Here is a 24021-nt window from a genome sequence, read left to right on the forward strand (position 1 = left end):
GATGGCGGGGTTGGTCGACGGCCCCTAGACCCCCTCGGTGGCATCCTCAGTGACTCAGATTCCGACGTGGAGCGGCGGCAACACGGCTCCCACCAGCGGACGCGCAGCCCCTGGCACGCTCATCGGCGGGCGGTACACACTCCGTGCCGCTGTGGGCCACGGTGGCATGGGCACGGTCTGGCGCGCGGCGGACACGCTGCTGCGCCGTGACGTGGCGATCAAGGAGGTCATCCTCCCGCCCGGTCTCGCCCCCAGCGACCGCGACGCGATGTACGAGCGGACCATGCGCGAGGCGCGCGCGGCCGCCGCCCTGCAGCACCCGGCGGTCGTGCAGGTCTACGACGTCGTGCACGAGAACGGCCGTCCCTGGATCGTGATGGAGCTGCTCGACGCGCGCAGCCTGGCCGACATGGTGATCGAGGACGGGCCGGTCACGCCCCGCGTCGTCGCCAAGATCGGTATCGCGCTGCTCGGCGCCCTCGAGGTGGCCCACGCGCACGGCGTGCTGCACCGCGACGTCAAGCCGGCCAACGTGCTGATCTGCTCCGACGGCCGCTGCGTGCTGACCGACTTCGGCGTGGCCCGGATGCCGACCGACGTGCAGCTGACCACGCCCGGCATGGTGCTCGGCTCGCCGCACTTCATCTCGCCCGAGCGGGCCATGGGCAGCGAGTTCGGCCCGCCGAGCGACCTGTTCTCGCTCGGCGTCACGCTCTACACCGCGGTCGAGGGCCGGCCCCCGTTCGACAAGGGCGACCCGATCGAGACCATGCACGCGGTGGTCGAGGACCCGCCGGCCCCGGCCGTGCGGGCCGGATCGCTCACCCCCGTGCTGATGGGCCTGCTCGAAAAGGACCCGGCCCGGCGGATGGACGTGCTGACCGCGCGCACGATGCTGCGTCAGCAACTGGCCGGCCCGCTGGCCAGCAAGAGCCCGCCGCACATGATGACCGACCCCTACTCGGTCGTCCCCTCGCCGCGCCCGCCGGCGGCGCCGGCCGAGACCCAGCCGATCCCGCCCCAGCCGAGCGGCCAGATCGGTGGCCGGGCCATGCTGTCGCCGGGCGACTCGCTCACCGACCACCTGGCCAAGCTCCAGCAGGAGAACACCGCGCCGGCCCGCCGCGGCGGCCCGGGCGAGCTCCCGCCGACCGGCACCATGCAGGCGCCGCCGCCGCGGCCCACCGGCGACACGACGAGCGTTCTGCCGCCCCGCGAGGCGTGGAACGGCGCCCGCGCGGCCCGCGAGCCGATGGCCGGCGGCACTGTCGTGCAGAGCCCGGCGGCCAAGCGCAAGGCGATGATCGACAACGCCGTGGGCACCGCCAAGCAGGTCACCGGTCGCGCGGTCACCACGGTCAAGGGCTGGCCGCGGCAGAAGCAGCTCATCGCCGGCGGCGGAGCCCTCGGTGTCGTACTCCTGCTGGTCCTGGTCTTCTCGCTGACCGGCGGCGGCGGGGACGACAAGACCCCGGCGGCCGCGCCGCCGTCGGCGGTCGAGAACGTCGCGCCGACCTTCGCCACGCAGGCGTACAAGGACCGCGGCATCAGCGTGCTGGTGCCCGCCGGCTGGACCCGCAAGGCCGCCGGAAGCTGGGTCGACTACGCCGACCCGCAGGACGCCAAGCGCAAGGTCCGCATCCTGATCGAGAAATCGAAGGGCACGCCGACCTCGTTCCTGGGTGTGGCCGAGAGCAACCTGAAGAAGGGCACGACGTCCTGCACCACGCCGTACAGCCGGGTCGGTCTCACCGAGACCAAGATCTCCGGCCGGGACGGCGCGGTGCTGGAGTACAAGTGCGGCAGCGGCGCGGAGGGCCGGCACGGCCTCTGGGGCGCGGTGGTCTCCGGCGGCAAGGCGTACTCGTTCTACCTGACCACCAAGGAATCGCAGTTCGAGACCAGCAAGCCGATCTTCGACCAGATGATCAAGTCGTACGCCCTGGGCTCCGCCTGACGATCCGCTGTCGTGCTATCAAGTCTGGATGGCACCTGACGAACTGCGATCCCTCGCGGAGACCTGGCTGGCGGACGACCCCGACCCGGCCACCCGCGCCGAGCTGACCCGGCTCATCGACGGCCTGCCCGGCACCGCCGCCGAGCTGAGCGACCGGTTCGCCGGCCCGCTCACCTTCGGCACGGCCGGGCTGCGCGGTCGCCTACGGGCCGGGCCGAACGGGATGAACCTCGCGGTCGTCACCCGGGCCGCGGCCGGCCTGGTCACCTGGCTGGCCGAGCAGGGCGGCGAGGGGCCGCTGGTGATCGGGTACGACGCCCGGCACGGCTCCCGCGAGTTCGCCGAGCAGACCGCCCGCGTCGCGACCGGCGCCGGGCGGGAGGCCCTGCTGATGCCCGGGACGCTGCCGACGCCCGTCCTGGCGTACGCCGTGCGGGCCCTGGACGCGGTGGCCGGGGTGATGGTGACCGCGAGCCACAATCCGCCGCAGGACAACGGCTACAAGGTCTATCTGGGCCGCGGGCTCGGCGGTCCGGCCGGCGACGGCGCGCAGATCGTCCCGCCGGCCGACGCCGGCATCGAGGCGGCCATCCGGGCCGTCGGGCCCCTGTCCGAGGTCCCGCTGGGCGGTCCGGGCACGCTGATCGAGGACAAGACGATTGAGGGGTACGCCCGGAGCGCCGCCGCCACCCTCAGCGAGGGCGGCCCCCGGGACCTCGCGATCGCCTACACCCCGATGCACGGGGTGGGCGGCGGCACGTTCCGGGCCGCCTTCGCGGCGGCCGGCTTCCCGGCCCCGGCCGTCGTGGCCGAGCAGGCCGAACCCGACCCCGAGTTCCCCACCGTCGCCTTCCCCAACCCGGAGGAGCCGGGGGCGATGGCCCTGCTGCTCGCGCTCGCCCAGGGCACCGGGGCCGACCTGGCCATCGCCAACGACCCGGACGCCGACCGGTGCGCGGTGGCCGTCCCCACCGCCGGCGGCGGGTGGCGGCCGCTGCGCGGCGACGAGCTGGGCGTGCTGCTCGGTGACTACCTCATCCGGCGGGGCGTCCCCGGGACGTACGCCACCACGATCGTCTCCTCGCAGCTGCTGGGCCGCCTGTGCGCGGCCCGGGGCGTGCCGTACGCGGAGACGCTGACCGGCTTCAAATGGATCGTGCGGGCCGCCGAGGACCTGGCCTACGGATACGAGGAGGCGCTCGGTTACTGCGTCGCCCCGTCGCTCGTGCGGGACAAGGACGGCATTACGGCCGCCCTCACGGTGGCCGAGCTGGCCGCCGGGCTCAAGGCCGAAGGGCGCACCCTGGCCGACCGGCTCGACGAGCTGGCCGCCGAGTTCGGGGTGCACGCCACCGACCAGCTCTCGGTCCGGGTCGACGACCTGGCCGAGATCGGGGTGGCGATGCGACGCGCCCGCAGCGCGCCGCCGGCGACCCTGCTCGGCGCCCCGGTGGCCACAACCGATGACACGGCCAACAACGTGCTCACCTTCCGCACGGAGTCGGCGCGCGCGGTGATCCGCCCGTCAGGCACCGAACCCAAGCTCAAGGCGTACCTCGAAGTGGTCGAGCCGACCGGCGAGGGTGACCTGACCGCGGCCCGCACCCGCGCCGCGTCTTCCCTGGTCACCTTGCGGCAGGAGATCGCCGCCGCGCTGGGCGTCTGAGATTTCGCCGGGCGCGCCTTTTCACGCGCGCCCGGCGTCACCCGTCATGCCGGCTTGGGAGCGCCGAGAGCGGCCGTGATGGCCCGGCCCAGCGTCGCCACCACGAGGGCGACGGACGGGCGGACGATCGAGTCCTCCAGGTTGGCGCTGCCCGAGAAGCCGGCGCCGGCGGCGATCTGCTCCAGACGCTCGTGCGCCTGGGCCGCCTGCTCGGCGGGCAGGCGCAGGGCCGGCTCCATGCGGGTCGCCACGAGCAGCGTGGCCAGGGCGGCGGTCCGCTCGTCGGTCGGGCCGTCGGTGGTCAGCGCCTTGGCCAGCCGGCCCCGGATCTCGGCCTCGAAGGCGGGGTCGGTCGTCGGGTAGCGGTGCACGTGGATGAAGCCCTGCTGGGTCTCGTCGACGTCCTGGACGACGCCGCGGGCGCACAGGTCCTCGAGCACCCGGGTCCGCAGGCGGTGCCGCAGCCGCTGCAGCCACTGGGCCGGGGTGTGCGGCTCGTCCTCGGCGGCCTTGGCGAGGACGGCGTCGGCGATGGGGTCGCCGATCGGCCGGTTGTCGATGACTTTGAGGTACCCGTCCACGTACGCGACACGTCCCGCCAAGGCGAGATCGACCAGCACAGCCGCGGCCATGCCGAGGTCGAGCCCGATGCGGGATCCGGTCGCCTTGCCGGTCTGGTCGTCGTACGCGAGGAGTAGCAGTTCCTCGGCGAGCGCGATGGAGGTCATGGCTCGAAACGATAGTGTCCCCAGTCACGCAGACCGATCGTCAGGACGGTTATATCCCGGTTGCTTCCTTATAGAGTCGCGCTCGTGCAGGCAATCATCGCAACCCTCGGCTACGTACTGTCCCCCGCCGGCGACGAGGTGCTCATGATCCGTCGTGACACCCGCCCCGACGACCTCCACTACGGCAAGTACAACGGCCTGGGCGGCAAGCTCGACCCGGACGAGGACGTCGTCTCCGGCATGCGCCGCGAACTCAAGGAGGAGTCCGGCCTCGTCGCCACCTCAGTCGAGCTGGCCGGAACCATCTCGTGGCCCGGCTTCGGCCGCAACGGCGCCAACTGGTTCGGCTTCATCTTCCGGATTCCGACGTGGACCGGCACCCCCCTGCCCTCCAACGACGAGGGCAGCCTGCACTGGATCCCCGTGGCCGACGTGCTGGCCGGCCGAATCCCGATGTGGGAGTCCGACCGCCACTTCCTGCCGCTGGTCTTCGCCGCTTCCCCCACCGTCTTCCACGGTGTCATGCCCTTCTCCTCCGGCAAGGCCCTGAGCTGGTCGTACACGTCGCTCTAACCGCAACCAAAGTCGCACTTCGCCCGCAATGAGGTGAAGTGAGGCCAGCCAGCTCAGCAGCGTGAACCGCACCCCGCTCACACGGGGACCACGCCGGCTCGCGCCGCTGCTGGGCATGCCCCGCCTCCACGGTGCTGCGGCTCTGACACGCCACGGTCTGGCTCGACAGCTGATCCGCCGGCGTCAGGAAGACCGGCCGGCCGCGACGATGGCGGCTGGTACGCGGCCGCGACAGCCATTCGATCGCCGACGAGCCCGGACCCGGCGGCTAAGTCCCAACGTTTCCGACGCCGAACTGCTGACCATGGCTGTAGCTCAGGCACGTCCTGGCCGTCGCCCTGGAGGAAGATCCGCGGCTACTCACTCGGTTGCTGCGCCCGTCTTACCGCGATCGAACCCCACACCCCGGTGAAACACCTACTCGAACCCACTCGTCAGACCTGATCAGGTCAGCAGTCGCCGACGACCACTCACCCGGATCAGGACTTACTCGTCTAGAAGCGGCGCATGCCGCCGAACTGTCGGTCGCCGGCGTCTCCCAGGCCCGGGACGATGTACTTCTTCTCGTTCAGGCCCTGGTCGATCGAGGCCGTGACCAGCCGCAGCGGCAGCCCCGAGGCCTCGAGCGCCGCAACCCCCTCAGGAGCCGCGAGCACGCAGCAGATGATCACGTCGGTGCAGCCGCGGTCGACCAGCAGCTGGCAGCAGTGCAGCAGGGAGCCGCCGGTGGCCAGCATCGGGTCGAGGACCAGCACCGGCTGTCCCGACAGGTCGCCCGGCAGCGATTCCATGTACGCCCGCGGCTCGTACGTCTTCTCGTCGCGGGCCAGCCCCACGAAGCCCATCGACGACTCGGGCAGCAGGGCCAGCGCCGAGTCGGCCATGCCGAGGCCGGCGCGCAGGACCGGGACGATCAGCGGCGGGTTGGCCAGCCGGGTGCCCTCGGTGGGCGCGACCGGCGTGTCGATCGGGTATTTCTCGGTGGCGAAGGAGCGGGCCGCCTCGTACACGACCATGGTGGTCAGCTCGTGCAGGGACGCCCGGAAGACCCCCGAGTCGGTGTCCGCTTTGCGCATCGCGGTGAGCCGGGTCTGGGCGAGCGGGTGATCTACAACGAGTACGTCCACGGGCACAACCTACCGGTCATTCAAGATCAACTGTCGGGGGCCCGCGTAGAATCCCTTTCATGACTGCGACAGCGACGTCAAGGCTGTCCGGCCTGCCCGATTCCGCCTCTGATCTCCGGACTTTCCTGCACGGACTGCCCGGCGTCGACAAGGTGGGCGTCGAGGCCAGGGCGGCGGCGCTCGGCACCCGATCGGTGAAGACGACCGCCAAGGCCCACGCCATCGACCTGGCCATCCGCATGGTCGACCTGACCACGCTCGAGGGCGCGGACACCCCGGGCAAGGTGCGGGCCCTCTCGGCCAAGGCCCTGCGGCCCGACCCCTCCGACTCCAGCTGCCCCGCGGTGGCGGCCGTCTGCGTTTATCCGGCCATGGTTCCGTACGCGGCCGAGGTGCTCGCCGGCAGCGGCGTCCACCTGGCCAGCGTGGCCACCGCGTTCCCGTCCGGCCAGGCGCCGCTGGACGTCAAGCTGGCCGACACGCGCGACGCGGTGGCGGCCGGCGCCGACGAGATCGACATGGTGATCAGCCGGGGCGCGTTCCTGGCCGGCGACTACGGCAAGGTCTTCGACGAGATCGTCGCGGTCAAGGAGGCGTGCGGCTCGGCCCACCTCAAGGTCATCCTCGAGACGGGCGAACTGGCGACGTACGACAACGTGCGCCGCGCCTCCTGGCTGGCCATGCTGGCCGGTGCCGACTTCATCAAGACCTCGACCGGCAAGGTCCCGGTGGCGGCGACCCTGCCGGTCACGCTGATCATGCTCGAGGCGGTGCGTGACTTCCGCGCCCGGTACGGGCGCCAGGTCGGCGTCAAGCCCGCCGGGGGCATCCGTACGACCAAGGACGCCATCAAGTACCTCGTGATGATCAACGAGACCGTGGGCGACGACTGGCTCGACCCCGACTGGTTCCGCTTCGGCGCGTCCTCGCTGCTCAACGACCTGCTGATGCAGCGCACCAAGCTCACCACCGGCCATTACGCCGGTCCGGATTACTTCACCCTGGACTGAGGTGGCCATGTTCGAGTACGCCCCCGCGCCCGAGTCCCGCTCGGTCGTCTCCATCGCCCCGTCCTACGGGCTGTTCATCGACGGCGCGTTCAGCGAGGCCAAGGACACCTTCAAGACGGTCAACCCGGCCAACGAGGAGGTCCTCTCCGAGGTCGCCCTGGCCGGGCCGGAAGACGTCGACCGCGCCGTCGCGGCCGCCCGGCGCGCCTTCGAGAGCTGGTCGGCGCTGCCCGGTTCGGAGCGCGCCAAGTACCTGTTCCGCATCGCGCGGATCATCCAGGAGCGTTCCCGCGAGCTGGCCGTCCTCGAGTCGCTCGACAACGGCAAGCCGATCAAGGAGTCGCGCGACGTCGACCTGCCGCTGGTCGCCGCCCACTTCTTCTACTACGCGGGCTGGGCCGACAAGCTGAAGTACGCCGGCTTCGGCCCCGACCCGCGCCCGCTCGGCGTGGCCGGCCAGGTCATCCCGTGGAACTTCCCGCTGATGATGCTGGCCTGGAAGATCGCTCCGGCGCTGGCCACCGGCAACACCGTGGTGCTCAAGCCGGCCGAGACGACCCCGCTCTCCGCGCTCTTCTTCGCCGACATCTGCCGCCAGGCCGAGCTGCCGCCGGGCGTGGTCAACATCGTCACGGGCGCCGGCGACACCGGGCGCTACCTGGTCGAACACCCCGACGTCAACAAGGTCGCGTTCACCGGCTCGACCGAGGTCGGCCGGGCCATCGCCCGCTCGGTGGCCGGCACCGGCAAGAAGCTCACGCTCGAGCTCGGCGGCAAGGCGGCCAACATCGTCTTCGACGACGCGCCGATCGACCAGGCCGTCGAGGGCATCGTCAACGGCATCTTCTTCAACCAGGGCCACGTGTGCTGCGCGGGCTCGCGACTGCTCGTACAGGAATCGATCGCCGAGGAATTGCTCGACTCGCTCAAGCGCCGCATGTCCACGCTGCGTGTCGGCGACCCGCTCGACAAGAACACCGACGTCGGCGCGATCAACTCCGCGGCTCAGCTGGCGCGCATTACTGAATTGTCGGAAATTGGGGCCAGTGAGGGCGCCGAGCGCTGGTCGCCGGAGTGTTCGCTGCCCGACCGGGGCTTCTGGTTCGCGCCGACGATCTTCACGGGCGTCACCCAGGCCCACCGGATCGCCCGCGAGGAGATCTTCGGACCGGTGCTGTCGGTGCTGACCTTCCGCACCCCGGCCGAGGCGATCGAAAAGGCCAACAACACGCCGTACGGGTTGTCGGCCGGCGTGTGGAGCGACAAGGGTTCCCGGATCCTGGCCGTGGCCGACAAGCTGCGGGCCGGTGTGGTCTGGGCCAACACGTTCAACAAGTTCGACCCCACGTCGCCGTTCGGCGGCTACAAGGAATCGGGGTACGGCCGCGAGGGCGGCCGTCACGGCCTGGAGGCGTACCTTGCCTGAGTCATCGGTGCGCCTCTCCGTGCGCAAGACCTACAAGCTGTACGTGGGCGGGAAGTTCCCGCGCAGCGAATCAGGACGGACCTATCTGGTGGACGGCGACAACGTCTCCCTCGCCTCCCGTAAGGACGCCCGGGACGCGGTGGTGGCGGCCCGGGCCGCCCAGCCCAAGTGGGCCGGCGCCACGGCGTACAACCGAGGTCAGGTCCTCTATCGCGTCGCCGAGATGCTCGAGGCGCGCCGGGCCGAGTTCAAGGCCCTGGGTGTCAAGGGCGCCGAGGTGGACGCCGCGGTCGACCGCTGGGTCTGGTACGCGGGCTGGTCCGACAAGATCGCCCAGGTGGCCGGCGGCGCCAACCCGGTGGCCGGGCCGTTCTTCAACATCTCGGCCCCCGAGCCCACCGGCGTCGTCGCCGTGGTCGCCCCGTCGTCGCTGCTCGGCCTGGTCAGCGTGATCGCGCCGGCCGTGGTCACCGGCAACACGGTGGTGGTGATCGCCGCCAACCCGCAGGCCGCCGTCACCCTGGCCGAGGTGTTCGCGACCTCCGACGTGCCGGGCGGGGTGGTGAACGTCCTGACCGGACACGCCGCCGAGATCGCGCCGTGGCTCGCCTCGCACGACGACGTCAACGCGATCGACCTCTCCGGCGTCGACGACGCCGAGCTCGCGACCGAGCTCGAACGCGCCGCCGCCGGCACCCTCAAACGGGTGGTGCGGCCCTCGTCACCGGATTGGACAGCCGACCCCGGGGTGGGCCCGATGACCGCTCTGCTCGAGACCAAGACGGTGTGGCACCCGAAAGGTTTCTGATCGTTGATAAACGGTCATCTCGAAAGTGCGGGGGACGGTCAGTCAGCGCCCAGGCGCGCCCATTAGGGTGTGTCGGCAGACTCACCGTCCCACAGCCCGATCAACGCGGAGGTCACCGTGGCCAGCCAGTCCGACGAGCCCGAGGCGAAGACCGCCTCCACTGACGGGGCCTCCGGCGCTCAGCTGTGGGAAGAGGTCGGCATCGAGCCGGTCGAGATCGCGCTGCCCGCCGGTGTCGGCATCACCCTCCGCGCGTACCGCAAGTCCTCTGAGATCACCCCGACCGAGGCCGGTGTGGAAGAGGACGACGTGTTCGACTCGCGCAAGCGCGCCGCCGCGGCCGAGGACGACGACGAGGAAGTCATCGTCGACGAGGAGTTCCAGGCTCTGCTGGCCGAGGACGACAAGGCCGCGGCCGACGCCGACGAGCCCGACCCGGCCGACTTCGAGGACGAGGAGACCGCCCAGGCGGAGGACGAAGAGGTCCCCCTCTTCTTGAGCCACAAGGGCCGGCTGCTCGCCTTCAAGACGCCCGAGTCGCTGGTCTCCTTCATTCGTTCGGGTGCTCCGCACGACCTCGCACAACTCGACTCCTGGGCCACCCTGGCCGACCGGGTACAGTCGACGGACATCGACCCGCAGCCGGACGACCGCTACGAGCTCGACCTCGTGGTGGAAAACCTGCGCGGCGGGCACGACACGTGGGATCTTCCACTGCTCATCGCCGCCGGCGAGGTGGCCCGCGACCTGGGTCACGCGCTCCGGCTCAAGCCGGTGATCCTGGCACTGTCGCCGGGCTCGCCCCTCGATGACCTGGACGAGTCACTCCGTTCCGCGGAAAGCGGTGGTATGGGCGGATTCTTCGGTCGTCGCCGATTGAAGAAAATCGGTGCACAACAGGCAAGTCTGGGCTGGCGCTCGGTAATCGGCAAGATCTCTGCCGCTGTGGACTGGCGCGACTGACCCCTCACCAGGGAGCATCAGTCCTTGGCCACAAACAGCAATGGGAAGTCCCGGGGAGGGAGGACGACGCCGTGGCGCTCGTGCGCGTGTACTGCGGTCTGGCGTCGGCTGATGAATCGGTACGTGGGGTCTCGGCCCCGCAGCTGACCATCGCCGTGGTTGACGACGCAGGACGACTGCTCGGCGTCCACGAGATCGGCGACGATCCCGGCGGTTACGCCGAGCTCGGATCGCTGCTCGTGGAACGGACGAGTGGATTCACCGACGCCGCGGTCGCCGCCGACAGCGACGATCACCTGGTGACGTCACTTCTCACCGCGGCCGGCCGGCCGCTGGTCGTGGCCGACGACGACACCACCGACGACTTCGCCGAGCGCTTCGCCGACGACGACTCCGTCGAGGAGATGCAGGCCCCGCCCGCCGCCCGGCGGGCGGTCGGCCTGGCCCGGGCGCTGCAGGCGGGCGCGCTCACCGCGAGCGGCATGCCGGTCTCGCGCGAGCTGATCAGCTACAAGCCGGTCCTGGCCGCGCACGTCGCGCTGCTCAACGGCCGGCACGCCTCGGCCACGGCGCTGCGCGAGGTTCTGCGCGAGCTCTACCCGGCGGCCCTGCGGGCGTACCCCGACCCGTCCCACCCGCTGGCACTGGCCGTGCTCGACGCGCTGCCCGAGCCCGGCCGGCTCACCGGGCAGGGCGACTCCGAGCGCGCCGCCGAGCAGGTCGCGGCCGAGCTCACCCGGGCCGGCGCCGGCACCGAGGACGAGATCATCGCCGCCGTCACCGCGCTGCACGTCGCGATCAGCGAGTCGCCGCGCCGGGGTGGCATCAACAAGTCGCTCGCCCCGGCCGCCGGCGAGACGGTCCGCCAGGCCGTCGCCGCGGTCCGCGCCTGCGATGCCGCCTGCGCGTCCCTGATCGGCACCATCGCCGCCCGCAGCACGCCCCCGGCCGACGCCGGCCGCCGAGCCGCCCGCCGCACCGCCGAGCCGGCCTCGCTCCAGTCGGTGGCCGCCTTCGGCCGCCGCGGCCGCCCCGAGCCGGCCTCCACCGGCAGCGGCCCGGCCTCGCCCCAGCCGCTCACCGCACCGCCGGTCGCCCCCGACCCGATCGGGCCGCCGCCGCTGGCGCCCTCGCCGGTCGCCCCGCGCCCGTCAGCACCGGCCGCCGCGTTCCCGAACCGGGCGCCCGCCCCGAGCAGCCGCCCGGTCTCCGGTCCCGGCAACCGCCCGATCTCCACACCGCCGCCCCCGCCGGGCATGACGCCGATCACGCCGGGCTCGCGCCCCGTGCCCGGCTCCCGCAACCCGGTGGCCCCCACCTCGTCGCCGTCGGCCCCGACGTCACCGTCGCTGCCGTCCTTCCCTGCCGCCTCCGGCCCGGGTTCCTCGTTCCCGGTTTCGCCAGGCGCCTCAGCGCCCTCCTCGGGGGCACCCACGCCGGCCGAGACCGGGCAGCCCTTCCGGGCCACACTCACCAACGCGGCGATCAACAACGCCCGCGCCGAGCGCCAGCGCACGGTCATCCCGCCGCGCCCGACCACGACGGCCCGCCCGGCCTCGCCGGCACCGGCCAACAACAGCGCGACCGACTACTCGCTGCCCATGCCGGCCCAGCGCCCGGGCGGTCCCGAGGCCGAGCCCGGCTCGCGGGCCAACTGGCCGCTGCTGAACACCGGCGCCGACGACACGGCGACCATCCCGGCCGCCTCGACGAGCTCCCCGCCGGCCGACGGCCGGGTGCGCCCGCCCTGGCAGGACATGCCCAAGGAGCCGCCGGCCCTGCGCCTGGTCGACACCGGCAACAGCCTCGACGCGACGGTGACCGACCTGCCCGCGGTGACCGAGCCGCCCGCGCTGCGCCTGGTCGAGGGGGAGGCCGCCCGCCGCAACGCGGCCCGCCGCGTCGTCCCCACCGGCACGGCGGCCGGCTCGACCCTGACGGCGCTCGACCGCAGCATCGCCCCGCCGGTCCCGGCCGACAGCAACGACGGCGACCTGCTGATCTTCGCCCAGGCGAGGTCGGCCTGGTTCACCGGCCACACCGAGCAGACCGACAAACTCGACTGGACCAACCCGAACGACACGGGTTGGCGCGCCGCCGAAAAGGCAGCCACCCCCGCGGTGGCGGCCGAGACGTCGGCCGGCCTCCCGAAGCGGGTCCCCCAGGCCAACCTGGTCCCGGGTTCCCCGCTGCGCGAGGAGCGCCCGCTGCGCATCGTCCGCGACGCGGCCAGCATCGCCGCCCACACGACGGGCTACTTCCGCGGTTGGCGCCGCGGCCAGGAGATCGGCGGCTTCGCCATGGGCGGTCGCCCGGGCCGCGAGTCCGCCGGCGGCTGGGACTTCACCCGCGACGGCGGCCAGGGCGAGGACAACGAGTTCCGCAACGACAACGCGGGCTACGGCTCCCGCTGACACGCCAAACGGCCGGCGCTCGGGTCCCACCCGACCGCCGGCCGCTGCGTTTCTGCCCTGACCCCACGACCCTGCGCTAGAGGCGCTTTGCGCCCTACGCGCGCCTCGCGGCCACGAGCCAGCGGCGCCTTGCGCCCCGCCACCGCTCCGCAACCTCGAGCTAGCGCCGTCTTACGCCCCGCCACCGCTCCGCAACCTCAAGCTGGCGTCGTCTTACGCCCGCCACCGCTCCGCAAACACGAGCCAGCACCGTCTTACGCCCCGCCACCGCCCCGCAAACACGAGCCGGCGGCGCCTTGCGCCCCGCCACCGCTATGCAACCTCGAGCTGGCGTCGTCTTCTACCCCATGATCGCCGTGCACGTGATCTGGCGGCGTCTTACGCCCCACCATCGCCGGGCGCCCTCGATCTGATGGTGGTTGCGCCTCGCGGCGCTGTCCGCTCGACATCCTGCCTTTCCCAGCGATCGCCTGACCCGCCCCGGCCGTCGCGTTCACGCCTCGCGCCCGACTCTCCCCGCAATCGCCTCAGCCGGCCCGCCGAGGTCTCGCGCCCCGCGGCCGACGACCCCCGCATCGTGCCTGCCCGACGGCTTCGGCTGTCCACAGGCCGCCGACTTGTCCACAGGGGCCGGCGTGACCTTGGACCGCTCCACGACAATAGGTGGGTACCACCGGAACATCACCGATCACGGCATTAACCGCGCATTTACCTGCGACATGATAATGCGCGTTGCACGCACCCAATAATTGATCTCCCAGCCACCTCCGATCCTTTGCGATTGGCATGACAGTTCCTTTGTTTATGATCTTCCGGGTACGGGATAATGGTTCATGGCACAGTTGGGGTTCTTTTCTAGGTCGGAAATCGCGGCTATGCGGGATTGGACTGGGGTGCCCAGTCACTCGCCGGACATGGTGCGCTTCCGGCGCGATCATGCGAAGCGGCGACGGTGGGGACTCAAGCAGCGTCATGCGTTGAAGCTGTGTCGACTGCACGGCTGTTCCCGCGAATGCGGCGAGCTGGGTTTGCATGACTCGTTCGAACGGATACCGCCGTTGATCTGGGACGAAGGGCTCACGTGTGTGCGTCCCGCAGGCGGGTCGGTCGACGAGCCGACAGCCACGGCTCGCCGGGAAGGCCGACCGCGCGCAGAGCCAGCGCGCTCTCGGAAGCACACGGCTGAGGCAGATGTGACGGCCCCCGTCGGCAAGGCCACGCAGCCCCAACCGGCCGCCGAAGCAGAGGCAGCCCTTCCTACAGCTCAGCGTGCGGCGGCGCCTCAGCCTGAGGTGGTGACACAGCCTGAATCGGCTGCCCAGCCCAGCACGGCAGCGCGGCCCAGCACGACACCGCAGCCCAGCACGGCGGCCCGGCCCAGCACGACACCGCAGCCCAGCGCGGCCCAGCACGACAGCCCAGCCCAGCAGGACACCGCGGCCCAGCACGACAGCCCAGCCCAACACGACAGCCCAGCCCAACACGGCGGCCCGGCCCAGCACGGCAGCGCGGCCCAGCACGGCAACGCAGCCCAGGACGGCGGCGCTGCACGGGGCGGGAGCCCGGGCCGGAGCGGCAGCCAGCCTGAGACGGTGGTGCGGCCGGCCGTGGGGTCGCGGGTCGGATACGCCGGGCGGTGTGGATCGGCGCGGGTCGCCTTTCGTCTTAACCGCGGGCGGCGGCGGGGACCATTCGGATCGAGCATTTTGGTGCGCGTTTGTCATGTTGCGCGTATCGGCACGCCATCATCGGTGGCGGCGGATCTGCGGCTTTGGTAAAGCCGCCGCCTGAACGAATCGCAGCGGCTTTCTCAGATGAGGGATCCACAAAGAGTCGTGGGCAGTTGAGGGCAATTAACCAGTTAAGGAGAGCGGATTTTGTCGACGCGTGTTCGTTTGCATTGAGGGCGGCCGCTTTCAGCTTCGGCGGTCCTGCCATGTGCACAGGCAGACGCGGTTGCCCTCTGGGTCGGCCAGGACCCAGAAAGACGGGGCTGCGGCGTCGCTGACCAAGGTGCCGCCGGCGGCTACGGCGGCGTCGATACGGGGCTGGACCTGGGTCGGCTCGAGCCAGATGTCGGGATGCCAACGCTGGCGGGGCTCCTCGGGGCCGGACTCCTGGAACCAGATGGCCGGGTGCACGTCGGCCGGGTCCACCAGGTCCTCCTGGCCCTCCGGGGTCTCCATGGCCATGATGGCGGCCCAGAACGGGCGCACCGAGCCGTATGCGGGCGAGTCCAGAGCCCACTCCAGACGGGAGACGCTCGCGCTCTCCATGCGGACACCGGCGCCTGAGACGATCGACGAGACGGCGCGGGCCAGGCGGACGTCGCGCTGGGTCACACCGTGGGCGTCGTGGCTGGTCAGCCTCACGTCCACCTCGGTGTAGCGCAAGGTGACGTCCGGGTGGTGGTTCATGCGCTCGGCGACCTCGCCGATGGCGTTCACGATCTTCAGCCCGGTCGCGAAGTCGCCGGTATGGATGCGGGTCTGCAAGCCGCCCGGCACGTAGACCCAGCCGTCGAGCTTCTCCTCCGCGATCTGCCTACCGTTCAGCACAGTCATTCCCTCATGCTGCCGCCATCAGCTCGCCGGCGCGATCCGGTTGTTGCGGATGTGCTCGTAAACGATCGACGTGCGTACGTCGGCGACCTCGGGCCGTTCGGTGAGCCGGTCGATGACGAACGCGTACAGGCTGTCGTTGTCCGGGACCGCCACGTGCACGATGAAGTCTTCGTTGCCGGTCGTCACGTAGACGCCGAGCGTGTCGGGCAGGGCGCTGACCCATTCCCGGAACGCCTCGATGTTGCGCCGGGACGGCGGGCGGATGCGGACGGCGATGAGGGCCTGCACCGGGCGGCCGATGGCCGGCAGGTCGACGTCGAGGATGGCGCCGCGGATGACGCCGCGGCGGCGCAGCGCCCGGGTGCGGTCGAGGGCGGTGGTGGCCGAGACGCCGACAGCCGCGGCGACCTCCCGGTTCGTCTTCCGTGCATCCGACTGCAACGCGCTGAGGATCGCCGTATCAAGTTCGTCCAGATCCGCCATTACGGACCTCTTTCCGAGATTAGTACGGATTGATTGTCGACTGACCTTATACCTGCCTAGCCTTTCCCTAGAACAACCGGCAGAAGAACGGACGAAGTGATGATCGGATTCAGCGCCGAGGAGATCGACCAGACCGCGCCCACCCGCGCGGCCCGTCTCAAGTGGGTCGTGGTGGTCGACGCCGGCCTGGCGCCGGGCCGCGCGGCCAACGCGGCGATCTGCACGGCCGCCGCCACCTCGCAGGCCGTGGCCGGGCTGCTCGGCGACGACGCGGTGGACGCCGACGGCGGCACCCATCCGGGGCTGCCGTGGCTGGGCTGCACTGTGCTGGCCGCCGACGCGGATGCCCTGCGGACGATCCGCCGTAAGGCCGCCGCCCGCGATGATTTCTTCGTGGCCGACATGCCGGCCGCGGCCCAGCACACGCGTGTCTACACCGAGTACCTCGACGCCGTGAAGGAGTCCCCGGCCGAAAGCCTCGACTACTACGCGGTCAGCATCGTCGGCCCCCGCAACCCGCTCGACAAGATCGTCGGCAGGTTGCCGCTACTCGGGTAGGTCGAGCGCCTTCCCGATGTTCCATTCGGCCAGCTCGAGCATCCAGTCGCGCTCGGGAAAGTCGGTCTCGGCGATCCGCAGCGGCCCCTCGATCAGCGCCAGGACCTGCGCGTACCGGTAGAACTCGAGACGATCAAGGTCAAGTTCGACAGGCTTCAACCGGCCGTACGAGGATTCGAAGCGCAGTTGCAGGAAGGCGTGCTCCCACTCGACGTCGAAATACGTCAGCCCCTCGATGTCGATGATGACCGGTTCCCCGGCCGGCCCGATCAGCACGTGGTCGGGCCCGAGTTCGCCGTGCAGCAGCCCGTACACCGCGCGGGGCCGCACCGCCGTGTGCAGTCGGCGCAGATGCTCCTCGATCCGCGGCGCCGCCACCGCCAGGCGGCCGTCCCGGGGCGCCGTCAGCCGGAGATGGCTCAGCGCCCGGTCCAGGATGACGTCGTGCGCCGGACGCGCGTCGGTGAGCTCGGCGAGCCGCCCCCAGGCGGTTCGGGTGGTGGTGTGCATCCGCCGCAGCGCATCGCCGAGCTCGGCCAGCGGCGCCGCGGCCGCCGCCGGGTCGCGCTCCATCAGCGCCTCGAGCGTCTCGGTGCCCGCGTCCTCGACGATCGCCAGCCCGGCGTCCCGGTCAAGCCACAGCAGGTGGGGTACGCGGACACCTGCGGCCGACAGTGCCGCGTGGTTGGTCGCGAACAGGTTCGGCCCGATGGCGTTCGTGAATGGATCGTCCGGCACGTTCACCGCCGGCGGCCAATAGTTCTCGGCGTCCGCCCACGCGTACAGGATCGCCGTGGCGCCGTCGCCGAGCCGCAGCCGGTAGACGCCCTTGGTCGTGCCTCCGGTCAGCCGGTCGAGCTCGACCGGCGGGCGGCCCAGGGCTCCGGCCACCACATCGGACACGTCAGGAAGCGTGAGGAAGGTACGCACGATCGACGATCATCGCCGCTGCCGGGCTGCGCCACAACCGAATTCGAGCATGCAGAAGCCCCGCTCCGACTCGCGGAGCGGGGCTTCAACCGATCGTCAGGCGGGCGCTACCGCGCGCGAGCGACGCATCGTCAGCACATACTCCACGAGGGAGATGAGGACGTTTTTCGTCGACTCACGGTTGCGGGCGTCGCAGCTCACCACCGGGACGTCACTCGAGATCGCCAGCGCGTCCCGAACGTCCTGAGCGTTGTGATACTGCATGCCGTCGAAGCAGTTGATCGCCACCAGGTACGGCAGGCGGCGATGTTCGAAGAAGTCGATGGCGGCGAAGCAGTCGGCGAGCCGACGCGTGTCGACCATGACGACGGCACCGATCGCGCCCCGGACCAGCTCGTCCCACATGAACCAGAACCGCGTCTGGCCAGGGGTACCGAACAGGTAGAGGATCAGGTCGCGGTCGATGCTGATCCGGCCGAAGTCCATGGCGACGGTGGTCGTCATCTTGCCCGGCACCTGCCGGTTGTCGTCGACACCCACGCCGGCCGAGGTCATGATGGCCTCGGTCGTCAGCGGGGTGATCTCCGAGACCGACCCGACGAGCGTCGTCTTGCCAACGCCGAACCCACCGGCGATGACAATCTTCGCCGATGTAACCCGTCCCGCGGAGGGACGGGGCGACATGTCAGAGCCTGCGAAGTCCACTCAGCACCCTTTCCAGCAGTTCCGTGCCTACCGCGTCGGTCTCGTCTTCCAGCGAGGTGGGCTCGTACACCGAGACCAGGCCGTCATGGGCCATGTCGGCGACGATGACACGAGCCACACCGAGCGGCAGTTGCATGCGTGCGGCGATCTCGGCGAGCGACTGAACACGGCCGCCGTCGCACATCGCCGCGATGTACTGATGCTCGCTTCCACCCTGCCCGCCGCGGGACATTCCTGAACGCCCGCGGACGGTTGTCTCGACCAGCGCTTCCAGCGCTATCTCAAGCTTCGGCCGGGTCCGACCGCGGGTCACGGCGTACGGTCTGACTAGTGCGCCGGTCGGCTCATCGCGTTCGGGCATTGTCACCGCTCACCCCTTCCTCGAACTCTTAGAAGTGTCTCTTGTTGTCAAAGCTTTGAACAGCGGCCGAGTGCCCCGGCCCACTGCCCGTTCAGCCGAGCACCCCGGCCGCGGAACGCGGCGCGGGGGTCAGCGCCTCGCCGACGCGGTCGACGAGGAGGGCCATCTCGTAGCCCACCTGGCCGACGTCGCAGCTGCGAGCCGCGAGCACCGCGAACGAGGAGCCATCGGAGATCGACATCAGGAAAAGGAACCCGTTGTCCATCTCGACGACCGTCTGAAGAACAGCGCCACCCTCGAAGCACCGCGCGGCGCCCTGGGTGAGGCTCACAAGGCCGGAGGCGATAGCCGCCAGCTGATCGGCGCGGTCCCGCGGAAGGTCCCGCGAGGCCGCCAGGAGCAGACCGTCAGCGGAGACCGCGATCGCATGCGCGACTCCGGGAACGCGGTCGGCGAAGTTGGCCAGCAGCCAACCGAGATCCTGCGTAGATGTCATGCCTCATGCTCCTTGCCAGCCTGCGAGGACTGCTGCCCTCCCGGAGTCTCCTCCGGGTTGGTCGAATCTTTGGTGCGACCGCGCTGCACACCTCGGTGGTACGCGGACAGGAGCCCGCGAACACCCTCGGGGGTACGGCGCTGAGCGGGGTCACTGCCCCGGTCGACACCACCGGGAACGAGCTGCGCCATCGGCGTGCGCTTGGGCAGACCCGCGGTGGTCGTGGTGTCCACCCGCGCCTCTGCCGCCGCCTGCGCGGCCTGCCAGCCCTCGTCGGCCGCGGTACGCCACGGGTTGGTGGCGACGCTGCCGTTGGGGCCGCTGGTCGAGCCGGCGCCGTTGGAGGCACCGACACCAACAGTAGCGGGCGTTTGGTCGCGCGACTCGGGCGAGACCGCCTGCTGCGGCACACCGACGGTCCGCGCCGGCTCCCCGGTCGGGATCCGCTGCGAGGTCACCGGCTCGTCGATGCCGTTGGAGGACGGCTTCGACGGCTCGGCCGGACGCGCCGTGGTGAACCAGGCCGACTCGAGCTCCCGGAAGATCGGCAGCTCCATCGTCTCGTCGGCGAACTGGCCCTGACCGTTGTCGCGCTGACGGGCCGCGGCCTGCGCCGCGGCGATCTGCGCGGCGGCGGTGGCCTGGGCCTCCGCGGCCTGGGCGGCCGCCAGCTCGTGCGCGGCCCGGGCGGCCGCGGCCGCCCGCTGCGACTCGCCCTGGTCGGCCGCGCCGGAGACCGGCGTGGCCGAGATCGGGGTCGCCGAGACCGGCGTGCCCGAGACCGGGTTGGCCGGCGGCGCGGACGACGGGATCGCCGCGATCGGCGGGTTCGCCGGACGCTCGACTTGGGGCTCGCTGCGCTGCTCCGGACGGTACCGGGGAAGCTCGGCGGTCATGTCGAGGGCCGCGGCGAGGCTTTCCGGCACGTGCGGCGTGTGGCTCTGGTCGCGGTCGGAGGCGACCGGCGGCCACGCGGGCGGCGAGGCCGGAGCGGCCGAGACCGGGTCGTTGGCCGGCGGGGTGGAGACGGGCGTCCCACCGTACGGCGGCGCGGACGGCACCGGCGGAGCGGAGACCGGCGGGACGAACGGGTTACGCCCCTGGGTCTCCGGGTTGGCCGGAAGCTGACGCGGGATGGTCGCGCCGAAGCCGTTGGCGTCGCCCTGGGGCTGGCCGCCGTCGCCGTTGCGGCGCTGCGGCAGCCCGTCCGGCCCGGCGAAGCCCTGCGGCCCGTCGAAGCCCTGCGGTCCGTCGAAGCTCTGGGCGCCGTTCAGACTCTGCGAGCCGTTGAAGCCCTGAGTGCCGTTCAGACCCTGGCTGCCGTTCAGACCCTGGCTGCCGTTCAGACCCTGGGCGCCGTTGAAGCCGTTCGCACCCTGCGGGGCGTCGAAGCCGCGCGGGGCGTCGAAGCCCTGGGTAGGACCGGCGGGCAGCGGCGGAATCGGCTCGTTGCTGCGGGGACCGTAGAAGCCACCGTTGCCGTTGCTGCCGTTGGCGCCGCCGCCGTTGAGGCCGTTGAGCGAGCCGTTCGAGGAGCCGAAGCCGTTCGAGCCGTTCGACGGCGCGCCGGTCAGGTCGGACCAGGCGGGCGCCGGGCGCCCGTTGGTGCCGAGCATGCCGCCGTTGTTCATCGGCGGGTTCGGGTCGAAGGGGCGGCCGGTCGGGTATCCGCCGTGGCCGCTCTCGAGAGCGAGCGGCTCGGACATGCCCTGGCGGCCCTGCTGGTCGTAGCCGGCGCCGACGGCCTGCATGCGGCCGGCGGCGGGCTGCGCCTCGCCGGTCAGGACCGCGAGCGGCAGGCCGACCTCGGCCACCGTGCCCCGGTCGGTGTCGGCCGGGCGCAGCTCGACCTTCACCGCGTGGCGGTTGGCCAGCCGGGCGACCACGACCAGGCCCATCATGCGGGAGACGGCGACGTCCACCATCGGCGGGTTGGCCAGGCGCTCGTTGAGGTCGCGGAGCTGCTCCCGGCTGATGCCGATGCCGCGGTCCTCGACCGTCAGGAGCGCGCCCTCGGGCAGGTGCCGGGCCTCGACGATGACCGTCGAGTTGGGCGGCGAGAAGGCGGTCGCGTTGTCGAAGAGCTCGGCGACCAGGTGGACCATGTCGTTGACGGCGTGCGCCGCCACCTCGATGTCCCGGTCGATCATGCCGAACTCGATGCGGGTGTAGTGCTCCACCTCGGACTGGGCGGCGCGGAGCACGTCGATCAGGGCGGCCGGCTCGCGCTGCACACGGGTCGAGTCGGCGCCGGCCAGAACCAGGAGGTTCTCGTCGTTACGCCGCATTCGGGTGGCGAGGTGGTCGAGCTGGAAGAGCTCGGCGAGCCGGTCCGGGTCCTCCTCGCCGCGCTCCAGCCGGTCGAGGTGACCGATGAGCCGGTCGACCAGGATCTGGGAACGGCGGGCGAGGTTGACGAACATGGTCGCGACGGAGGCCCGCAGGGCGGCCTGCTCGGCCGCGGTGCGCACCGCCTCGAGGTGAACCGCGTTGAACGCCTCGGTCACCTGACCGAACTCGTCACGGCTGCGCACCGGCAGCGGCTCGGCGATCTGGTCGGCGAGCTGGGCCGGGGTGAGCGAGGTGGACAGCTGCGGGTCACGCAGCCGGCTCACCGCGTGGGGCAGGCCGAACTGGGCGACCGAGAGGGCACCCTGCCGCAGCTCGCGCAGCGAGCGGGCCATCGACCGGGCGACCAGCCAGGCGAACAGGATGGCGAGCAGCAGCATGCCGAGCAGGATGCTGGTCTCGATGAAGACCCGCCGGTTCACGTCGTCGCGCAGGCCGGTGGCCTCGGTGACGATCTGGGCGTCCAGTTTCTGCTCGACGCCGCGGAACTGCTGGCCGTAGCCGGCCATCGCGGCGTCCCACTGCGGGGAGGTGACCCTGATATCCTTGGTGTTCGCGCCGGAAAGGCTGATCAGCGGCGTGATGTAGTTCGTCGCGGCCCGGCCGGCCTCGGTGTCGCTGGTCGCCTTGAACATGTCGGCCTCGGACTGCGTGCCGACCGACTGCAGCGTGGTGCCGGCGAGCTCGAATCCGGTGTCGGCGAGCTGGTACTCGCGGCGCAGATCGTTCGTCAGCTCACCCTTGCCGATGATTTTCTGGCCGACGTCGCGCTGCTGCGCCATGTACTCCTTGGCGTTGGCCACCGCGGCCACGGCTCGCAGGTGGTCGCCGAGCGTGGTGTCGTTCGACAGCTGGGCCGAGACGTCGCGCACGGAGAGCAAGTCGTCGATCAGACGGTCGTAGGTCTCCTCGACCTTGACCGTGTCCATGCGGCCGTTGGCGACCTGGCTGCGCGTGGCGGGAAGTTCCTCGATGTTGCGGTCGAGCCGCAGGAGCAGGGTGCCGACCTTGTCCGGAACGTCGTCCAGCGAGGCCTTCTGCTGTGCGTAGGGCACCTTGGCCCGGTCGACCTGGGCGTGCTCGTCGTTGTAGGACTTGAGCGCGTTGGCCTTGACCTGCTTGCTCATGCCGTCCGTGCCGATGATGATGCCGTAAGCGCGTTCGTTCTGCAGGTGGTCGACGAGACCACCGGCCGCTTCCGACAGCACCGCTAGGTTGCGCGCGCGCTCCGCGTTGCTGGCTTCCTCGATGTGGTCCACGAGACCGCTGACGCCGACGATGATCGTCGCCAGGGTGGGAACCAACATGATCAAGCCGAGCTTCGACCAGATCGGCAGATCTCTAAGCCGATCGGCCGGCCGACGGAGACGCGACATGACGCCGGTCGCCGTCTCGGGGCGCTTGCTCACGTCACCGTCCTCCTGATTCGGGCCCGGCATTCGGCTCGCCGGGCGCCGCACACGGCCGACTGCCGCGTCGGGCCCCCGAGATTCCATCACGACGAGTGTCAAAGAGAAAGGGCCATCGAACACGGACCGGTTGTGTGGCGCAATGTCTACGCGCTCGGACCGGGCCGTCTCACTGGCTGTATAGGGGTGCGTTTCTCAGTGTCACTCGTGTCGATCGACGAGACGCGGGGGTGACGCTCGTCGAACGCGCCCGATCGTAGTGGATCGCGGCGGGATGAACGATGTCGCGGTCCGGCCCGATCGGCAAGGTGAGATGCCCGATTTCGCAGTCTTTGTAGGGACCATTCTGACCGAACGGATGAGTGTCACCGCCGAACCGGCAAGGCCGCTTGCCGAAAGGAGTCAGCTGATCAACTTTGCGTAACCAGGCTTGATCACGTCATTGATGATCGCCAACCGCTCGTCGTACGGGATGAAGGCCGACTTCATCGCGTTGATCGTCAGCCACTGCAACTCGGCCCAGCCCCAGCCGAAGGCCTCGGAGAGCAGCGCCATCTCGCGCGACATCGACGTACCGCTCATCAGCCGGTTGTCGGTATTGACGGTCACCCGGAACCGCAGATCGTGCAGCAGGCCGATCGGGTGCTCGGCGATCGAGGGCGCGGCGCCGGTCTGCACGTTCGACGACGGGCACAGCTCGAGCGGGATCCGCTTGTCGCGAACATAGGCGGCCAGCCGGCCGAGAACCGTCTCGCCGCCACCCGGCGTACCCGTGATGTCATCGACCAGACGCACACCGTGACCGAGCCGGTCGGCGCCGCACCACTGGATGGCCTGCCAGATCGACGGCAGGCCGAACGCCTCGCCGGCGTGAATGGTGAAATGGAAGTTCTCGCGCTGGAGGTATTCGAAGGCGTCCAGGTGACGGGTGGGGGGAAAACCGGCCTCGGCGCCGGCGATGTCGAAACCGACCACGCCGTTGTCCCGGTAGCGCACCGACAGCTCGGCGATCTCCTGCGAGCGGGCGGCGTGGCGCATGGCGGTCAACAGCACACCCACCCGGATCGGCGTCCCCTGGGCGGCCGCCTCGGCCATGCCCTCGGTGAAACCGGCGTTCACGGCGTCGACCACCTGATCGAGCGTGAGGCCACGCTCCAGATGCTGCTCGGGGGCGTACCGCACCTCGGCGTACACCACCCCGTCGGCCGCCAGGTCGAGCGCGCACTCCTTGGCGACCCGGAAAAGGCCCTCCTCGGTCTGCATCACCGCGACCGTGTGGGCGAACGTCTCCAGGTAGCGTTCCAGCGAACCCGAGTCGGCGGCGGCCACGAACCAGTCGGCCAGCGCGGCCGGGTCGGTCGTCGGCAGCTCATGACCCACCGCCTCGGCCAGTTCGACGATGGTCGAGGGGCGCAGACCACCGTCAAGGTGGTCGTGCAGCAGCGCCTTGGGCGCCGGAACGATGTCGGAGTAAGCGATGGCGGCCATCAGCCG

General features: G+C 70.9%; 20 protein-coding genes. 9 read left to right on the plus strand and 11 right to left on the minus strand.

What is annotated here, in order from left to right:
• Positions 1–49: 49 nt before the first annotated feature.
• Positions 50–1957: a protein kinase gene (locus ACGFJ7_RS04965; protein WP_360246617.1), complete on the plus strand. Its 1908-nt coding sequence runs from the start codon at positions 50–52 to the stop codon at positions 1955–1957.
• A gap of 28 nt (positions 1958–1985) precedes the next feature.
• Positions 1986–3623 (plus strand): phospho-sugar mutase, encoded by a 1638-nt coding sequence (locus tag ACGFJ7_RS04970; protein ID WP_392640950.1) that lies wholly within the window; start codon positions 1986–1988, stop codon positions 3621–3623.
• A 44-nt stretch (positions 3624–3667) separates the two neighbouring features.
• On the opposite strand, the gene ACGFJ7_RS04975 is transcribed toward ACGFJ7_RS04970, so the two are convergent.
• On the minus strand, positions 3668–4351 hold the full coding sequence (locus tag ACGFJ7_RS04975; protein WP_360246621.1) for a GPP34 family phosphoprotein: 684 nt from the start codon (positions 4349–4351) through the stop codon (positions 3668–3670).
• An 84-nt stretch (positions 4352–4435) separates the two neighbouring features.
• Here ACGFJ7_RS04975 and ACGFJ7_RS04980 point away from each other — a divergent pair, with 84 nt between their 5' ends.
• Entirely contained in the window at positions 4436–4924 is a 489-nt protein-coding gene (locus ACGFJ7_RS04980; RefSeq protein ID WP_360246623.1) for an 8-oxo-dGTP diphosphatase, read from the plus strand.
• Positions 4925–5418: 494 nt separating this feature from the next.
• Here ACGFJ7_RS04980 and upp read toward each other — a convergent pair whose 3' ends face one another.
• On the minus strand, positions 5419–6051 hold the full coding sequence (gene upp, locus ACGFJ7_RS04985) for a uracil phosphoribosyltransferase (RefSeq protein WP_360246625.1): 633 nt from the start codon (positions 6049–6051) through the stop codon (positions 5419–5421).
• Positions 6052–6110: 59 nt separating this feature from the next.
• On the opposite strand from upp, the gene deoC reads away from it, so the two are divergent.
• From deoC to ACGFJ7_RS05010, 5 genes are all read left to right on the plus strand, one after another.
• Positions 6111–7061 (plus strand): deoxyribose-phosphate aldolase, encoded by a 951-nt coding sequence (gene deoC, locus ACGFJ7_RS04990; RefSeq protein WP_360246627.1) that lies wholly within the window; start codon positions 6111–6113, stop codon positions 7059–7061.
• Between the two features lie 7 nt (positions 7062–7068).
• The gene (locus ACGFJ7_RS04995) at positions 7069–8487 is read left to right on the plus strand and encodes an aldehyde dehydrogenase family protein (protein WP_360246629.1); all 1419 of its coding nucleotides are present in this window, start codon (positions 7069–7071) and stop codon (positions 8485–8487) included.
• Complete coding sequence (locus ACGFJ7_RS05000) at positions 8480–9295, plus strand: aldehyde dehydrogenase family protein (RefSeq protein WP_360246631.1); 816 nt, start codon at positions 8480–8482, stop codon at positions 9293–9295. The genes ACGFJ7_RS04995 and ACGFJ7_RS05000 overlap by 8 nt, the downstream gene beginning before the upstream one ends.
• Before the next feature lie 117 nt (positions 9296–9412).
• Positions 9413–10258 (plus strand): DNA primase, encoded by an 846-nt coding sequence (locus ACGFJ7_RS05005; RefSeq protein ID WP_360246633.1) that lies wholly within the window; start codon positions 9413–9415, stop codon positions 10256–10258.
• A gap of 71 nt (positions 10259–10329) precedes the next feature.
• Positions 10330–12672: a transposase gene (locus ACGFJ7_RS05010; protein ID WP_360246635.1), complete on the plus strand. Its 2343-nt coding sequence runs from the start codon at positions 10330–10332 to the stop codon at positions 12670–12672.
• 1282 nt (positions 12673–13954) lie between these two features.
• Here the strand turns inward: ACGFJ7_RS05010 and ACGFJ7_RS05015 are convergent.
• From ACGFJ7_RS05015 to ACGFJ7_RS05025, 3 genes are all read right to left on the minus strand, one after another.
• Positions 13955–14107: a hypothetical protein gene (locus ACGFJ7_RS05015; protein WP_392640954.1), complete on the minus strand. Its 153-nt coding sequence runs from the start codon at positions 14105–14107 to the stop codon at positions 13955–13957.
• A gap of 481 nt (positions 14108–14588) precedes the next feature.
• Positions 14589–15236, minus strand: a complete 648-nt coding sequence (locus tag ACGFJ7_RS05020) for a 4a-hydroxytetrahydrobiopterin dehydratase (protein WP_392640956.1) — start codon at positions 15234–15236, stop codon at positions 14589–14591.
• 18 nt (positions 15237–15254) lie between these two features.
• A complete protein-coding gene (locus tag ACGFJ7_RS05025) occupies positions 15255–15719 on the minus strand; it encodes an Lrp/AsnC family transcriptional regulator (RefSeq protein ID WP_360246641.1) in 465 nt (154 codons plus the stop codon).
• 99 nt (positions 15720–15818) lie between these two features.
• On the opposite strand from ACGFJ7_RS05025, the gene ACGFJ7_RS05030 reads away from it, so the two are divergent.
• Positions 15819–16277 carry a DUF2000 domain-containing protein gene (locus tag ACGFJ7_RS05030; protein ID WP_360246642.1) on the plus strand — a complete coding sequence of 153 codons (459 nt, stop codon included), beginning with the start codon at positions 15819–15821 and terminating at the stop codon, positions 16275–16277.
• Here ACGFJ7_RS05030 and ACGFJ7_RS05035 read toward each other — a convergent pair.
• From ACGFJ7_RS05035 to ACGFJ7_RS05060, 6 genes are all read right to left on the minus strand, one after another.
• On the minus strand, positions 16266–17210 hold the full coding sequence (locus ACGFJ7_RS05035) for an aminoglycoside phosphotransferase (RefSeq protein ID WP_392641302.1): 945 nt from the start codon (positions 17208–17210) through the stop codon (positions 16266–16268). The genes ACGFJ7_RS05030 and ACGFJ7_RS05035 overlap by 12 nt on opposite strands.
• A 93-nt stretch (positions 17211–17303) precedes the next feature.
• Entirely contained in the window at positions 17304–17891 is a 588-nt protein-coding gene (locus ACGFJ7_RS05040; RefSeq protein WP_203768488.1) for an ATP/GTP-binding protein, read from the minus strand.
• A gap of 1 nt (position 17892) precedes the next feature.
• Positions 17893–18273, minus strand: coding sequence for a DUF742 domain-containing protein (locus tag ACGFJ7_RS05045; RefSeq protein ID WP_097318707.1), 381 nt, complete (start codon positions 18271–18273; stop codon positions 17893–17895).
• Positions 18274–18364: 91 nt separating this feature from the next.
• Positions 18365–18769 carry a roadblock/LC7 domain-containing protein gene (locus ACGFJ7_RS05050; protein WP_014447580.1) on the minus strand — a complete coding sequence of 135 codons (405 nt, stop codon included), beginning with the start codon at positions 18767–18769 and terminating at the stop codon, positions 18365–18367.
• Complete coding sequence (locus ACGFJ7_RS05055; protein WP_392640959.1) at positions 18766–22527, minus strand: nitrate- and nitrite sensing domain-containing protein; 3762 nt, start codon at positions 22525–22527, stop codon at positions 18766–18768. The genes ACGFJ7_RS05050 and ACGFJ7_RS05055 overlap by 4 nt, the downstream gene beginning before the upstream one ends.
• A 402-nt stretch (positions 22528–22929) precedes the next feature.
• The gene (locus ACGFJ7_RS05060; RefSeq protein WP_360246648.1) at positions 22930–24015 is read right to left on the minus strand and encodes an adenosine deaminase; all 1086 of its coding nucleotides are present in this window, start codon (positions 24013–24015) and stop codon (positions 22930–22932) included.
• Positions 24016–24021 lie beyond the last annotated feature (6 nt).

It is taken from the genome of Actinoplanes sp. NPDC048988 (assembly GCF_043197815.1).
Classification (GTDB): domain Bacteria; phylum Actinomycetota; class Actinomycetes; order Mycobacteriales; family Micromonosporaceae; genus Actinoplanes.